This window comes from Caulobacter sp. DWR2-3-1b2 (assembly GCF_049896345.1).
Taxonomy (GTDB): Bacteria; Pseudomonadota; Alphaproteobacteria; order Caulobacterales; family Caulobacteraceae; genus Caulobacter.
On sequence record NZ_JAFCUC010000002.1, the window covers coordinates 463,937 to 478,842 of the forward strand.

Consider the following 14,906-nt stretch of genomic DNA (forward strand, 5'->3'; position numbering starts at 1 on the left):
TTTTAGCGCGAAGCCGAGCCGGGCTTGAAGGCAATCTCCGACACGAGCCGCCGGCCATCGCGTCGCGACAACTGCACCGCAACGTCTATGACCGCCCCGACATAGTCGACGATCTCGCCGCGCCCCAGGTTCGCGCCGGCTTGCATGACCATCAGGGCGATCTGCTCGACGGCGGCGCGCGGACTGTCGGCGTGGACCGTGGTGATCGAGCCGGGGTGACCCGAATTGACGGCCCGCAGGAAGCTATAGGCCTCGGCCCCGCGCAGTTCACCCAGGATGATGCGATCGGGCCGCATCCGCAGCGAGGCCTGCAGCAGGTCCTCGACACTGATGCGCGCCTCGCCCTGTCCGCCGCGCGCCGCGATCAGGCCGACGGCGTTGGGCCGATCTAGCCGCACCTCGGCCGTGTCCTCAATCAGGATCAGCCGCTCGTCGCGCGGGATGGCCTTGACCAGGGCGTTGAGGAAGGTGGTCTTGCCCGTCGAGGTGCCGCCGGAGACGATGATGTTCTTGCGGCCGCGCACCGCCAGCTTCAGAAAGGCGGCGATGTTGTCGGCGTCGAGCAAGGCCTGAAGTTCCTCGTCGAGGGTGGCGCGGGCGTCCAGGCTGACCCGGCGCGCGCCATCGAAGGCCCCGGCGGCGGCATAGTCGTCAATGTTCAGATCGGTGACCACGTGCTTGCGGATCGCCAGGGCCATGGGTCCACGCGTCGCGGGCGGCGCCGCGACCTGCACCCGCGCGCCGTCCGGGAGGCTGGCGGCCAGCAGTGGATGCTCGCGACTGATCCCCTGATTGCCCAGGGCGGCGATCTGAGTGACCAGGCGCCACAGGGCGGTTTCGGTGAGTTCAGGCGCGTCGTGACGCTCGAGGCCGCCACCGATGGTCTCCACCCAGACTTCGCCAGGCGCGTTGATCAGGATGTCGGTGATGTCGTCGCGCGTCAGCCATTCGGCCAGCGGTCGCAGATAGGCGTCGAGATAGACGCGCGGCTCGCCCACTCGAGCGTTCATCGCACACCGCCCACCGGCGAGAAATCCAGGTCGCGGGCCACGAAGATGCGGATCGGCGAGCCTTGTGGCACCTTGATGGTCGGCGAGATGTTGGCCGGCTGGGCCAAGGCCCCCAGGCTGGCGGCGTCCTGGCTGGAGCCGATGACGATCTGGGTGCTGGCGCGCTCCGAAAGACCCGCCACCGCGCCATTGACCACAGACAGCAGGATCGCGCCGCCGAACCGCTGGAAGAAGTGCCGATCGACCTGGCCATCCATGCCCGCCCGGCCCAGCGCATCGGCGCCCGACGAGGCGATCTGGATCGAGGCGCCGTCCGGCCGCAGGATCCGCGTCCAGATCACAAAGGCGCGGGACTGGCCTTGGGCCAGGCCGCTGCGGTACTGGCCGATGACCCGGCTACCGCGTGGGATCAGCACCGTCGAGCCATCAAAGCTGCGGACGTCGCGGCTGACCACGGCGCGGGTGAAGCCTGGGAGATCAGAACTGAGCGCGGTTTCAAGCACCGCCGGGATCATCGCACCCTGGGGCACAACCGACTGCGGATTGCGCAGCATGGTCGCCTGGGCGCTCTCGGGCTCGATCGCTCCGACGCGCTGGGCAAAGGCCTCGTCGCCATTCAGGGCCGGGCCGGTCGGACCGCCGGGCTTAACCTGGGCGGCGGCGGCGAGTCCGGTCAGGGCCGTGTTGCCCGCGCCGCCCGCCGGACCCTCGGCCAGATCGACGATCAGCGCGGGGGCGCGACGATGAACGCCCGGATCTATGCGCGGCGCGGGCGGGGGCGACCCGATGATCACCGGCACGGCGTTGTAGGCGGCCGCGACAGGGGTGGGGATGGCGCTCGTGTCAGGCAACAAGGGCGGCGGTGGCGGCAAAAGCGCGTCGCGGCCCGCCGTCTCGGCGACCAGCAGGGCCGGCGGCGGCGCGGAATCTATGGTCGCCACCGTCGAGACACCCGCCGCGCCCAGTTGGGCGTTCGCCAAGCGCGTACGGTCTGCGCGCTGGGCGCTGAGCCAGACGAACATGACGATGGCCAGGATGGCGGCCACGCCAAGGGCAAGCCACAAGCCGTTCTTGCTTTCCGCCCCCGCCACGGCCGGACGCAGGCTCTCGCCGATATCGATCGGCGGTTCCTGGTCACTGGGCAGAGGACGAGGATCGCGCGCGTCCACCATCAGGGCCTCCCGCCGGCGGCGGCGCGCGCAGTCTTGGCGTCGTTGGGCCTGGGCGCGTCGGCGCCGGCCGAGGGCTCGCGCCAGGCGCCGTTGATCACCGTGGTCACATCCTTGCCGTTGCGCAGCTGGAAGCGCGGCGCCAACTGTTCAACGACCTGAAAGCCGTCGCGAACGCTGTAGTTGACGATGCTTTCGGAGCCGTCGGCGGACAATAGGAACAGGGCCGGCGTCGACACACCTTCGGCCCACTGGAAATAGGTGAACCGGCCGTCGTCGAACACCAGAGACGGCAGGGCCGCGCGTGAGCCGGTATAGGTATAGGCCGTGTTGCGACGCTCGGGCGGCGGCGGCGGCGGCGGCTCGACACCGACGGCCACGGTCTCCAGGGGGTACAGAAAACGCACCACATAGGCCATGTCGGCCTGCCTGGGGCCGGTCGCCTTTCGCGCCACCATCTCGAAACTGTAGCGTCGCTGGTCGGTGACGACCGTCATGTTGGTGGGGGCCGCCGCCTCAACGGGTTTGATAAACAGCAGGTTGGCCTTGCGATTGGGGGTGACCTGCCACGCAAGCGCGTCGCCGATCGAGACATTCTCGATCCGCTCGCCGGGTGCGAACTCCAGCATCATCTGGTAGCCGAAGAAGCCGCGCAGCGAGACGACCTGATCGGGGTCGTACATCACCGTGCGGATGCGCGGGTCGGTGGCGCCGGGCCTGGGCGCCTGTACCGCTTGCGCCGCCACGGGCGAGAGGCTCGCCAGCACTGCGGCGATCAGGATCGCCCTCATGGCGTAACGCCCGCCTGGTCCAGGCGCACGGAGCCCGCCGCCGTCGCCTCGGCGTCGCGGCGATAGGACAGCACCTGGAAGCCGAACGGATTGAGGAACCGATCGCCCATTTTCATCGGCGCGCCGCTGTAGCGGAAGGTCATCACCGCCGCATAGGATCGTTGCTCACCCATGATCGCCCCGGAGTCGCGCCGCAGGGTGTCAAACCGCACCAGGGCCGTTGTCGGGCTCATCAGCGACACGCTCTTGATCTGTGTGCTGAGGATCGTGGTCGCCGGATAGAGATTCAGCGGGCTGGATGGCGTCTTGCGGTCCAGGCCCAGCTGATACTGGGCGCGGGCCGAGCCGGCGGACCACAGGGTGACCTTGCGATAGTTCTCGCGCAGATCGGTGGCGTCGAAGGTCTCGCGCGCTAGCACATATTGCACGACAAAGGCCTGGGTGACGGCGGCGTTCTGGGTCAGAGGGCCGGTCTGCAGGCCCCGTGAGGTCTCGACATAGCCGGTCTGGCGATCGACGACGATGGTGTAGGGCACGACGGTCTTGAGGGGCGCCATCAGGGCGATGGCCACGGCCTCCAGGACCGCCACCGCGACCGCGGCCGCCGCGATGATCCAGGCCACGCGCCGCGAGGCGCGCAGGCTGCCATGAATGTCGGACGCCCACGAGGCGGCCTGATCATAAGCCGCCTGCCGCCCCTTGAAGGGCGTCTTGCCGGGGGAGAAATCGTTCATCGCGCGCTCCTGCCGCCGGCGCGGATGCGTCGCGGGCTGGCGTTACGTCGGGGGGCCTGGCCAAGCCGGGGCTCGGCGGCGAAGGTCGGCGCGGCGCCGCGATCGATCACCGTCGTGACCGAGGTCCGCCGGTCCGTGCTGGCGCCATCGCTGGCCATCATCTGGATGTCCCGGCGGTCAAGGGCGGCAGCGGCAGCGGCGATGCGCACCGCGCGTGGCTGGCTGACGATGACATCAGCATTGGCGTTCGTGGCCGCCTGGTCCGAGGGCGTCGGCGCCTTGCGGGCCCGTGGTAATCGAAGGCCGTTGGCGATCATCGCGCCGGCGATCAGGGCGCCGACGGCGACACCGGCGAACACCAGGGCCAGGACCAGCACGCCATAGACCGGCCCCAGCGGATATTGCTTACGAGCGATCACCTCGGCCAGCTGCAACAGGCTGGGCTCGATCAGGGTCAGGGCCACGCCCAGCAGCAGCACGATGGCCAGGGGCGCGAAGGCGAAGGCCAGGCTGGCGCGGAGCCAGCCCTCGAACACGCCCCGCGTCGTGTCGAAAAGCAGCAGGGCGATGAAGATCGGCCCCAGGGCCAGCAACAGGCCCAGCACGATCTTGGCCGCCAGCAGCACGCCCAGGCTAGAGAGCAGCAGGATGGCCGACGCCGCCGTCAGGCCAAAGGCTCCGAAGCCCGCGCCGCCGATCAAGGGTGAGGCCGTGCCCGGAGCCTGTTTGGCATATTCGGCGGCATAGACCTGAAGCAGGTCGAAGGTCTGTTGCAGCCGCGCGAACACATCGACTTGCGGCGCGGCGCCCTGGGCGTCTCCGCCGCCCAGCATGGCGTTGGCGATCGCCCGGGGACCGTCAAACAGGAAGGCGTAGACCACCGTCTGATAGGTGCTCCACTGGGTGGTCAGGGCCAGCACGGCGCCCAGCTTGATCATTGTCATGGCCAGGTCGCTGATGCGCAGTTGCGCGCGGCCCAGCAGCAACTGGTAGCCAAACAGCGCGACGAAAATGGTGAGCAGCGCGGTCAGCAATCCGCCAAGGCCGCCGGTTGGCGCGAACAGCGCGCCGTAGCTGCTCTCGACCAGGCCGCGCACATTGCAGTCGACCACCTGCAGCAGGCTGGTGACCAGCGGATCGTCCGCCTTTGGAACAGGACAGGCGCCAGCCATCACGCCCGCTCCAGCAGGCGCGGCAGCCAGTCGGCCGGCGCGTCGCCGACCTCGCCGCGCAGGGCGTCCAGCCGCCGCACGCTGGCCTCGCGCCCCGACAGCACCATCAGCAGGTCTGGCATGCCCGACAGGTTCAGCCGCGCCACGACGCTGTCATTGCCGTGCTTGATCAGGAAACAGTGGGCGGTGTCGGGCAGGGTGCGCACCAGGTCGAACTCGTGCGACGTCAGGCCAAAGCCGCCGCAATAGTCCACTTCCTGGGCCTTGGGATTGACCATGAAGATCTGGGTGGCGGCCTGCTCGATGATGGCGCTGGCGATCTTGCTCGACAGGGCGTCCTGGGCGCTCTGGGTGGCAAAGCCGATGATGCCGTTGCGCTTGCGGATAGTCTTTTCCCAGTCCTTGATCCGCGCCACGAACACATCGTCGTCCAAGGCTTTCCAGCCCTCGTCGATGACGATGATCGACGGGCTGCCGTCCAGACGCTGCTCGACCCGGTGGAACAGGTACATCATGGCCGGAGTGCGGGCGGCTGGATCGTCGAGGATCTGGGTCATGTCGAACCCGATGGTCCGCGCCTCCAGGTCCAGGCCATCCTCGGCATTGTCGAACAGCCAGGCGTAGTCGCCCGACCCGTGCCAGGGGGCCAGGCGCGAGGCCAGGTCGCTGACCGTCGGCCGGCGCCCGCCGCGGAACAGTTCGGCGAAGTGGCGCAGGCGACGATATTGCGCGGGCTGCTCGAAATTGGCGTCGACCGCCTCGGCGATGCGGGCGACATCCTCGGCGTCGAGAAGCTCGCCGCGCGAGGTCAGCAGCTTGGCGGTCCAGTCGGCCAGGAACTTGCGATTGATCGGGTCGTCGGCCAGCAGCAGCGGGTTCAGCCCCGTCGGCTGGCCCGGACGCAGCACGTCATAGCGGCCGCCGATGGCCCGCAGGAAGATCTCGGCCCCGCGGTCCTTGTCGAAATAGATGGTGCGCGGCGAGACCTTCTGGGCCTGGGCCAGCAGGAAGGCCATGACCACGGTCTTACCCGAGCCCGACGGGCCAATGACAGTGAAATTGCCCAGGTCGCCCTTGTGGAAGTTGAAATAGTAGGGCCCGGCCGAGGTGGTCTCCAAGGCGGTGATCGCCGGACCCCAGTGGTTGCCGTCGGCCTGGCCCACCGGGAAGTTGTGGCAGCTGGCCAGGCCGGCGAAATTGCCACTGGAGATCAGGGCGCGCCGAGCAATGTCCTTGAAGTTGCCGGGGAACTGCGCCCAGAAGGCCGGCTCCAGATTGACGTCTTCGCGGACAGCGATGATCCCTAGCTCGGTGAAGGCCGATTGCACGTCGGCGGCGGCCTCGTTCAACGCCGTCAAGCCGTCTGCCTTGACCATCACGGTCAGGTGATGCTCGCCGAAGGCCGAGCGGCCAGCCGAGACGTCGTCCTTGGCGGTGATCAGGTCGCGGCGCAGGCTGAGGGCTTCGTCGTCGGCGGCCCGCATGCGACGCAGCGCCAGGTTCATGCGGTCCAGGGTCATCTGCCGGTCGACGAAGCCAAAGCTTTCGGTCAGCACCATCTCGTGGGGCAGCCGCAAAAGATCGTCGAGCATGCCCGGCGCGGTCTGGCCGGGATAATCCTTCACGGAGACCATGGCCGCGAAGCTGGCGCCCATAGGGCCGGCAGGCGCCATCTCGATGGCGTCGGCCCCGAAACTGATCCGCCGATAGGGCAGGTAGAGGCCCAGGTCGGCGTTGGGAATTCGCACCGGCCGGGTCTCGCCGTTGAACAGCAGCGACAGGAATTCCAACGGCTCCGAGCACAGGCCCTGTGGCCCGTCATAGGCCGTCAGCAGCCGCGCGCCATAGGGGGACAGGGCCGCCAGCAGCGTGTCGCGCGCCGCGTTCAGGGCGCCCAGGTCGCGGGCCGCCGAGGCGACGGCCTCGGTCTTGTCGCCTGCCCCGCGCAAACCCGAGAACAACTCCTGCAGCCAACCGACCTTGCCTTGCAAGGGCCGGCGCACCAGGGTCAGGAACAGCTCGTTGACATAGAGCTTGCGGCTGTCGAGCTTGGCCCGCCAGGCCTCGTCCAACGACCGCGTGAACGGGTCTTCGAACACCCCGTCGATCTGCGCGTCCACCTGTCGGCGGATGATGTGGTGGTAGAGGGCGAAGCGGGAATTGGCGACGCCGCGCAGCATCGTCTCGCGCACCGTCTTGCGATAGTTCAGCTCGTCAGTGTCGGCGGTCTCGAAGGAAAAGCCTTTCAGGTGCAACACCTGGATCAGCCGCCCGTCTCGGGTCTCGATCGTGGAGTCGTCGACGTGGCGGGCATAGGGCAGGCGCGCCCCCGCCGCCTGTTCGCGTTTGGGGTCAGGCTTGCCGGTCAGGCGATTGAGTGCGACGGTCATCGGCTCAGGCCGAATAGGAATTGCAGCGCCAGAAGGCGTGGTTGCGCACCCGAGGACAGCGGCTGAGCTTGATCAGCCACAAGTCGAAGAAGCGTGGCTCCTTCAGGCAGCCGACATAGCCGATCGCGTGGATGACCAAGGCCGCCAAAAGCACCCAGAACGACTTGGTGATCAGGAACAGCTCCATCGTCACCACGGCGTTGAGCACGAAATAGCTGTAGGTGACGCCGGCGAACATCTGCGGCCGGGTCAGGGCGCCGAACACCGGCTCGCGTTCGAGCTGCGCCATGACCTAGCCGACGCCGCTGGAGACGGACTGGATACCGGCGACGATGGCCGCCGCTCCGAACACGATGAAACAGCCCAGGATCACCGTGGCGCCGCGCTTCCAGTCGATGCGGCCGGTCAGCATCATCAGGCCGGTCGCCCCGACTGCCAAGACCGCCAGGGCCGTGGCGACATTACCGAGCAAGGTGCCTTGCAGCCAATTGACCGCCGACAGGATCGGGCTGGACCCGGCCGGGTCAAGCTGCATCGACTGCGCATGGGCGACGCTGGCCACGCTGGTCGCGACCATCGCCAAGGCCGCCATGGCTGCAGAACGCGCCGCATGTCTGTGGTCACCCGCCATGAATCTCATCTTCCATCGTCGGCTTCAGCCCGTTGGCTGAGCCAGTCCATGATCGCCGCAACATAGGCGCGGGTTTCCTTGAAGGGCGGCAAACCGCCGTAGCGATCGACCGCGCCGGGGCCAGCGTTGTAGGCGGCCAGCGCCCTGACGATGTCGCCGTCGTAACGCTGGAGCATCTGGTTGAGGTACTTCGCGCCGCCGAAATAGTTTTGCGCCGTGTCATAGGGATCCACGCCTAGAGCGCGCGCGGTTCCCGGCATCAGCTGCATCTCGCCCACGGCCCCGGCGCTTGACACGACGCGAGGCCGCAGCCGGGACTCCCGCCAGGCCACCGCCTCCACAAGATCCGCGCTCAGGCCAGCCGCGTCGGCCGCCCCGGTCAGGGCGGTCACCGACGACTTGGCGCCAGAGGTTGTCGCCGTCTGCCGGTTCAGGGGCGTCGCCCCTTCGCTGAGAAATTGCGACGGCCGATCATAGGTGGTCACGGCGCCGTCGGCGCCGATCTCCAGGACCTGGGCCTTGGCGGCTTGAGCTGACATAGTCAGAGCCGTCACGACGATCACGGCGCTCATCCGACGCCATCGCCGCGTCTGGCCGCTCGCCGATGGTCCCGCCATAGATCCCTCACAGCCCCGCTCATTCGAGATACGGCGACGAAGGCCTAGAGTTTCAGCCCTCGAAAAATAAGTCCGTAGCGGGTGTCTAGCGCGGGAAGCCAAAGCTGAGGCTGGAGAAGGTGGTGTCGAAATCGCCGCGCGGATCCTTGATCGGCTTGGTCCAGATCACGTTGAGTAGCCACAGTCCCCTCAGCGGCACGTCGAAGGCGGCGCGGCCGGCGCTGTCGGTCTGCTTGACCGCCAGAGGCCGCATGTCAAAATCGAGATTGGTGAGCTTCACCGTGGCGCCCGCCAACGGTCGGCCCTCGTAAAGGACCCGAACAGGCAGGGGCTCGCCGGGTTTCAGCGCGTAGGGATTGCGCTCGGGCACGATTTCCAGCGTCAGTCCCAGGGGCTTGGTGACCCGGGCGTCGTCGCCGGGCAGAGGCGCGCCGACCAGCACCAGAGCCTTGGCGCGGCGGCTGTAGATCTCGCGGCCTGGCGCGTCGGTCTTGCCTTGAGCCTGTCGCGTTTGAAGAGCCGCGGTCAGTCCCTCGGCCTTGGCGTAGTCGTTGAACCGGATGGCCGGCAGATCGCTGTCGGCGTGGTTGGTCTCCAGGGCGAGAATGTGTAGGCCGGGCGCAGCGAAGGCCAGCGACATGTCTTGCGCGCCGGCTCGGATCAATTCGGGACGTCGATCGGCGATCCCTTTTGGTCCGATGTCGCGCAACGTCACCACCCGGTCGCTGCTGACCCAGCGCTGGCGCGCCTGACCGTGGCCGACCTGGATCGAGACCGGGGTCAATTGCCCCGCCGCCACCCGGAAGTTGGTCGGTTGCAGCCAAAAGTCGTGCGCCAGCGCCACGCCGCCAGAGCCCCACGCCAAGGCCACCACCAAGGCCGCGCCGGAAAAGCGCATGCTTGAACGCGGCTTGGCATCCGATCGCACCCTGCGGCCGTAGTTGGGTGCAGGCGACGAGACCGTCGAATTCGGCATGGGCGTTTCCGAACGTCATTGGGGAACAACAGATGTACGGCGCGCCTCCCATAAAGGTTGCAGTGGCCACGACGATCTTCGTCGGCGCCCTGTTTTTCGCCCAGCCGGCCCTGGCCCATAGCGGCACGGGCCTGGCCGGCGGCTTCCTGTCGGGCTTCTTGCATCCGCTCAGCGGCTTCGATCACATGCTGGCCATGGTGGCCGTCGGCCTCTGGGGCGCGTTTCTGGGGCGACCGCTGATCGTCGCCCTGCCGGTGATCTTCCCGACCGTGATGGCGTTCGGCGCGATGCTGGGGATGGCCAATGTACCGATCCCGCGGGTGGAGTTCGGCATCGCGCTCTCCGTCGTGACCCTGGGCGTACTCATCGCGGGCGGGATCCGTGCGCCGGTTTGGGCCGCCGCGCTCATCGTCGCGGTATTCGCGATCTTCCATGGCTACGCGCACGGCAAGGAGCTGCCTTCGGCCGCCGACCCGATCGGCTACAGCGTGGGCTTCGTGCTGTCCACGGGCTTGCTGCACGTGGTCGGCATCGGCCTGGGCATGCTGCACAAGGTTCGCGGCGGTGTCGTGGTCACCCGGGCCGTGGGCGGGCTGATCGGCCTGGCCGGCCTGGGCTTTCTCTATGCGGCGATCATGTCGTGAGGGGCGGCGCGCTTCCTCCAGCCCTGCTCTGCGCGGCCCTCGCCTTTGCCCTCTCCTTCGCACCGGCGCGCGCGCGGTGGTCGGCCATCGTCGCTCTGATCGTCGTGGCGGCGCTGGCCAGCCTGGCCACCCAGGCGGTCGCGTGGCGAGAGGCGGTGTTTCTGGGCTGCTGGATCAGCGTGGTAATCGCCGCCGCGGCCGTGCATCTGCCCGCAGGCGTCGGACCACGGCTGGCCCTGGCGCTGGGGATCAATAGCGGTTTGTGGGCCGGGTTGGTCATCGCGGTCGCCGGCTCGCGCCTAGACCTGATCAAGGCGCTGCCGGTCGTCCTGCTGTGCGTGCCGGGCGCGTGGTTGGTTCGGAGCGGGCGGCGGATCGTGCTCAAGGTCGTCGCAAGCTGGCTGATCGCCGTGTCGGTTCTCGCCGCCAGCCTACCGCTTGTGCCCACGCCAGGCTACCAGGCCGACCACATGGAATAGCCGCCGCCCCCGTTCCGGAGGCGGCGGTCATCTCAGGCCTAGAAGGCGTATTTCACCGTCATCGCCAGGCCATGTTGCGTCGTCTCTTCGCTGAACCGACCGCTGTAGTCGACGCGCACCGCAAAGCGATCCGAGGACAGCACGCTAAGCCCCGCCCCGACGAGCGCGGCGTCGGCGTCATCCACAGCGGTCGAGCGGAAGGCGAAGGGCGCCAGGCCCGGCTGCTGCACCGTGGCGTAGAGGGTCTCGCCGAAATCGTCATCGTTGAAGTCGTGGACCCAGGCGATGCGGAACTCAGGCTTCAGCGTCGCGCCGCCCGCCTCGAACACGCTTGCAAGCTTGACGCCCAGCTGGCTTTCGAAGGCCTCTCCGGCGAACTCGCCGACCGCCAAGGCGCTGCTGCTGCCCTGTTCATTGAAGTCGTCGACCTTACTGCGCGAATAGTGCAGGCCAACGAAGGGCTCAACCTGGAAACCCATCATGTCGTAGGTTGCGCCGGCCGTCAGGGCGGCCGCTGTCGTCTTCAGCTTGGTGCTCGCCGTATTCACGCCCGCATAGCCGGGTCCGATCAGCACTTGCCGGCGAAGGTCCAGGTCCGCGTCGGTGTAGCTGGCGAAACCGTCGACATAGAAGCGGCTGGCGAAACCGAACGAGCCGTAGACGCCGCCGAATGCGCCTTCGCTGTCGGCGTGACCGCCCTGGGCGTCGAGCTTGGCGGATCCGTCGGTGTAGCCGCCAAACGCGCCGATCACGAGGGCGGGGGTAAGGGCGTAGTCAACGCCCAGCACGAAATTGGCCGAGTTGAGCTTGGCCTGCGACCGCTCGAAGGCGGCGTCATACTCCGTCGTGCTGACGCGCGCGTCAAAGAACATGCCCAGCTTGCCGCCGTCGCTCGTGGTCATGCCACCGGCGCCGAGGTTATCGCCCCCCCGGACATTGCGCAGATGGTTCGAGACGGCGGTGTCCTGGGCCTGGGCCGACACGCGTCCGATTTCGGGAAGATTGACATAGCTGGCCGGAGTGAGGGCGGCCAAACCGGCCGAGGTCCCGGTGGGGCTAGGGTCAAGGGCGTTGAACAGCTCGACCAGACCCGCTGTGGGCGCGGCGGCGAAATTGTCCAGGGTGGCGCCGACGGCGCTCTGGTTGGCCGTCACGCCCAACTGAGCAAACGGCGTCGGGGCGAAGGTCAGGCCGCCATAGGTCGTCGCGCCCGACAAGGCGCCCACGGGCGTGGCGACGCCGGTGGCCAGATTGATGCTGTAGAGGCTGGTGACCCCCGAGGCGGGGTTGGTCAGGGTGGCCAGCGCCTGGCCGGTCGAGGAGATGTCGAAGCCCACTGACGAGTTGGTCGTATAGCCCAAGGCGCCGACCGCGATCAGGGTTCCGCTATTGGGCGACACCGGCGCGCCGCCAGGGCTGCCCTGGGTGGCCAAGAGGCCGTCCGGCGTGATCACATAGAGCGTGGTCGGCGTGCCGCCGGCGATGTTGTTGCTGTAGGCCGCGCCGAGCACGCCGCCGGCCACCGTCGCGTCCGTGGCGGCGATGGCGCCGGTGTCGGGATTGAGCCGCAGGTTCTGACCCAGGTTGGTCACGACCCGGATGCGATCGACCGAGGGGTTGAAGTCGAAGCCGACCGCCGTTCCGGTCAAGGTGATCGGCGCGCCGACGGCGAAAGCCTGGGCGGTGTTGCGATTGATCACATAAAGCTGGCCGCCGCTGCCCAGGCCAAACAACATGCGCGGCGAGGCAGGGCGCGCGTCGATGCCGATCAGGGTTTCGCCGGCGCGCAGGCCCGTCAGGGCGCGGCTGTTGCGAAAGGTCCCAGGCGTGGCGCTGTCGAAGGTGATCAGCGTGCTTCCGGCGCCGATGACATTGAGGTCCGCCGCGCGGGCGGCTCCCGAACAAAGCGACGTGGTGGCGAGAAGCGCCGCGGCGAGGCGGCCGAAGTTGATTTTCATGATGGGCTCCCTGTCCCCGGGCGGAGCTGGACCGCCCATCCTGAACCCCGCCCCAGGGGCCGCGGTCCTTAGGGGCTACGGGGGCGCCTCGCCTGCGGACGACGGACGCAGCCACGAATACTGATCTGTGCCATTCGCGCCACAGCGCGAAAGGCACAGATCAGAAGCGATAACGGAGGCTGGCCCGCACGCTGCGAGGCTGGAACACGTGGTAATGGACGTCCTCGACGCCCTCGGTAGGTTCGCCGGCCAGCCGTGAGGCGTGATAGTAGTCGACATCGTGATCGTTGCTGTCGAGCACATTGAGCACGTCAACATACAGTCCGACGCGCTTGAGATCGCGCCCCACTCGGACATTGACCAAGCCCGAGCCGGTGGACTTGACGCTCTCGTCCTCGATCAGCGGATAGGGGCTGAAATAGCGGACCTGGGCGCTGGCCAGCCAGCCCGTTCCCGACTTTGCCGAGACCCCGGCGCTGACGACCAAGGGAATGGATCCGGGAATCTTGTCCCCGACCGGGTCGCTATCGCGAAACCTGGCTCCCGAATATGAAACTTCAAGATTGGCGTTCACCGCCTTGGCGGGGAAATAGTAGAGACCGAGCTCGACACCGCCGCGACGGCTGGGCCGGCTGACCTCGGTATTGCCAGCGTCCCCGACAAAGAGCAGCTCGGAATCCAGCTGCAGGGTCCAGACCGCCGCGGTGGCTTGCAGGCGGTCGCCCAGATAGACCCGCGCACCGACCTCGCCGCCAACCGAGCGAACCAGCGGTGTGACGGGCTGGGCCGGATCGCCGCTGACGGGATCGACGGTGATGGTGACGCCCCGCGCGTCGTTGGAAGGGAAGCCTTGGCCATAGCTGGCATAAAGCTCCAGCGGCGCGACCGGCTTGTAGACCAGGCTGGCCTTGATTGACGCCTTGCCGTCTTTAGCTTGGCCGGAATTGGCCGCAAGGGGCTCGGACCCGACGTCGAAGTTATAGTGGTCGTAGCGCAGTCCGACATAGCTGCGTAGCTTGTCGTTGAACCGGTGATCGTTGGCTACAAACAGGCCGACGCTGCCTTCCTTGACGCGGTCGTCGCGAACCAGATTGAGACGCTGGCGCGCGCGGGCGTGAAAAAGGCCCACTTGGCGGATGTCGTCGTAGCGCCCATCGACCCCGGCCCGCCAGCGATCGGCGCCAAGCTCCCACTGCTGCGAAACCTCGAACCCGTAGATGCGGCGATCGTCGACCTGTTCAAACTGACTGCCGCCGCGGCCGGCCCCACACCGGGCGGCGCCGGTTCACTGGCGGCCACCCAGGTTGGGGCCGCAGCGAGAACCGCCGTCATCAGCGCGAGGCGCATTAGCATCAGAGGTCCCACCGCGTTCGCATGAACTCCTGGACCTACGTTCACAACGGCGCTGGGACGCGTCGGCGCGGCTTTATTCGTGAACCGTCCTGTCATAGGCTTTGGTGGAGGGAGTGCCCATGGACCAGCGCAAGGCCTTGAAATCTGCGGGCTTGGCTCTGCTCCTCGTGCTCGTCACGCTTCCGCCGGCCGCCGGCCGCCGGCACGAGCGAGGGCGAGGCCAGCGTCTTGGCGCGAAAGGTCCTCGACTCCACGACGATCGAATGGTCTCAACCCTTCAGCGCTAGGGGAAGCGCCTACCGCGCGCCCAAGGTGATGTTCAACCGCCTTCCTCGCCTCCACCCCGCGCGCGCGGGCCGGCTATTCGCCGGGCGAGCTCGTGACCCTGGATCTCGGCGAACTGGAGGAAACTCGCGCGATCTTCCCAAGAGATGGCAACGCCTTGGCAGCCCTGATGATTGCCCATGAAGTTGCCCACCACGTCCAGTTCCTGGAGATGCGCGAGGGTCGCTAGATCCGTCCTGCAGATCCGGCCTACGAACTTTAGGCCGATTGCGCTGCAGGCTGGTGGCTGCGTCGCGCCAATGCACGGCAAGGCGCCGCTCAGGGCGCGCCACTATTCGCGACGCCCAATCTCGACCTACAGCTTCCTCGACTTTTCCAGACGCTCTACACGCTCAAGCATCGCCGGCTGTCGACACCATCGCTTGCGGCCGCGCGACGCCATGGCTCCGACGCCGACCGGATCGTCGCCTTCAAGCGGGGCTTGGCCGCGGTCAACGCGTCCACGTGTTGGCCGAGCGCCAAGACTTGAGGCGATCACTCATATAGCCGCCGTGAGGCGATGATCGCCGGCGGCTCAGACCGCGCCCGGGCGCCGCAAGATCGATCAGTTGCGACTTTGGCCCGCATCGGCGGCAGATCAAAGCGGAGGCGATCGCGCTACGCTCGGCCCACCTCTGGAACAGCCGCTCAACTATCG

15 protein-coding genes are annotated in these 14,906 nt (G+C 67.6%); 3 read left to right on the top strand and 12 right to left on the bottom strand.

The annotated features are described in order from the left end of the window. Positions 1-2: 2 nt before the first annotated feature. The 10 genes from virB11 to ACP694_RS08500 all read right to left on the bottom strand — a co-directional run bounded on the left by virB11 (position 3) and on the right by ACP694_RS08500 (position 9,490). A complete protein-coding gene (virB11, locus tag ACP694_RS08455) occupies positions 3-1,010 on the bottom strand; it encodes a P-type DNA transfer ATPase VirB11 (RefSeq protein ID WP_426011682.1) in 1,008 nt (335 codons plus the stop codon). After that, positions 1,007-2,182: a type IV secretion system protein VirB10 gene (virB10, locus tag ACP694_RS08460; RefSeq protein WP_426011683.1), complete on the bottom strand. Its 1,176-nt coding sequence runs from the start codon at positions 2,180-2,182 to the stop codon at positions 1,007-1,009. The genes virB11 and virB10 overlap by 4 nt, the downstream gene beginning before the upstream one ends. Then, positions 2,182-2,970: a TrbG/VirB9 family P-type conjugative transfer protein gene (locus tag ACP694_RS08465; RefSeq protein ID WP_426011684.1), complete on the bottom strand. Its 789-nt coding sequence runs from the start codon at positions 2,968-2,970 to the stop codon at positions 2,182-2,184. Before ACP694_RS08465 ends, virB10 begins: the two co-directional genes overlap by 1 nt. After that, entirely contained in the window at positions 2,967-3,704 is a 738-nt protein-coding gene (locus tag ACP694_RS08470) for a virB8 family protein (protein ID WP_426011685.1), read from the bottom strand. Before ACP694_RS08470 ends, ACP694_RS08465 begins: the two co-directional genes overlap by 4 nt. After that, positions 3,701-4,876, bottom strand: coding sequence for a type IV secretion system protein (locus ACP694_RS08475; RefSeq protein ID WP_426011686.1), 1,176 nt, complete (start codon positions 4,874-4,876; stop codon positions 3,701-3,703). Before ACP694_RS08475 ends, ACP694_RS08470 begins: the two co-directional genes overlap by 4 nt. Beyond that, positions 4,876-7,266, bottom strand: coding sequence for a VirB4 family type IV secretion/conjugal transfer ATPase (locus ACP694_RS08480; RefSeq protein WP_426011687.1), 2,391 nt, complete (start codon positions 7,264-7,266; stop codon positions 4,876-4,878). The genes ACP694_RS08475 and ACP694_RS08480 overlap by 1 nt, the downstream gene beginning before the upstream one ends. 4 nt (positions 7,267-7,270) lie before the next feature. Beyond that, a complete protein-coding gene (locus ACP694_RS08485; protein ID WP_426011688.1) occupies positions 7,271-7,555 on the bottom strand; it encodes a type IV secretion system protein VirB3 in 285 nt (94 codons plus the stop codon). A 3-nt stretch (positions 7,556-7,558) separates the two neighbouring features. Beyond that, positions 7,559-7,897: a TrbC/VirB2 family protein gene (locus ACP694_RS08490; RefSeq protein ID WP_426011689.1), complete on the bottom strand. Its 339-nt coding sequence runs from the start codon at positions 7,895-7,897 to the stop codon at positions 7,559-7,561. A gap of 5 nt (positions 7,898-7,902) precedes the next feature. Then, entirely contained in the window at positions 7,903-8,469 is a 567-nt protein-coding gene (locus ACP694_RS08495; RefSeq protein ID WP_426011690.1) for a lytic transglycosylase domain-containing protein, read from the bottom strand. Positions 8,470-8,599: 130 nt separating this feature from the next. Next, entirely contained in the window at positions 8,600-9,490 is an 891-nt protein-coding gene (locus tag ACP694_RS08500; protein WP_426011691.1) for a DUF4198 domain-containing protein, read from the bottom strand. Between the two features lie 62 nt (positions 9,491-9,552). Here ACP694_RS08500 and ACP694_RS08505 point away from each other — a divergent pair, with 62 nt between their 5' ends. After that, the gene (locus tag ACP694_RS08505) at positions 9,553-10,134 is read left to right on the top strand and encodes a HupE/UreJ family protein (protein ID WP_426011692.1); all 582 of its coding nucleotides are present in this window, start codon (positions 9,553-9,555) and stop codon (positions 10,132-10,134) included. Beyond that, a complete protein-coding gene (locus ACP694_RS08510) occupies positions 10,131-10,613 on the top strand; it encodes a hypothetical protein (RefSeq protein ID WP_426011693.1) in 483 nt (160 codons plus the stop codon). The genes ACP694_RS08505 and ACP694_RS08510 overlap by 4 nt, the downstream gene beginning before the upstream one ends. Before the next feature lie 38 nt (positions 10,614-10,651). On the opposite strand, the gene ACP694_RS08515 is transcribed toward ACP694_RS08510, so the two are convergent. Next, complete coding sequence (locus ACP694_RS08515; RefSeq protein WP_426011694.1) at positions 10,652-12,571, bottom strand: DUF4394 domain-containing protein; 1,920 nt, start codon at positions 12,569-12,571, stop codon at positions 10,652-10,654. A 160-nt stretch (positions 12,572-12,731) separates the two neighbouring features. Next, entirely contained in the window at positions 12,732-13,790 is a 1,059-nt protein-coding gene (locus ACP694_RS08520) for a TonB-dependent receptor (protein WP_426011839.1), read from the bottom strand. Between the two features lie 513 nt (positions 13,791-14,303). On the opposite strand from ACP694_RS08520, the gene ACP694_RS08525 reads away from it, so the two are divergent. Further along, entirely contained in the window at positions 14,304-14,438 is a 135-nt protein-coding gene (locus ACP694_RS08525; protein WP_426011695.1) for a hypothetical protein, read from the top strand. The last annotated feature ends 468 nt before the right edge of the window (positions 14,439-14,906 follow it).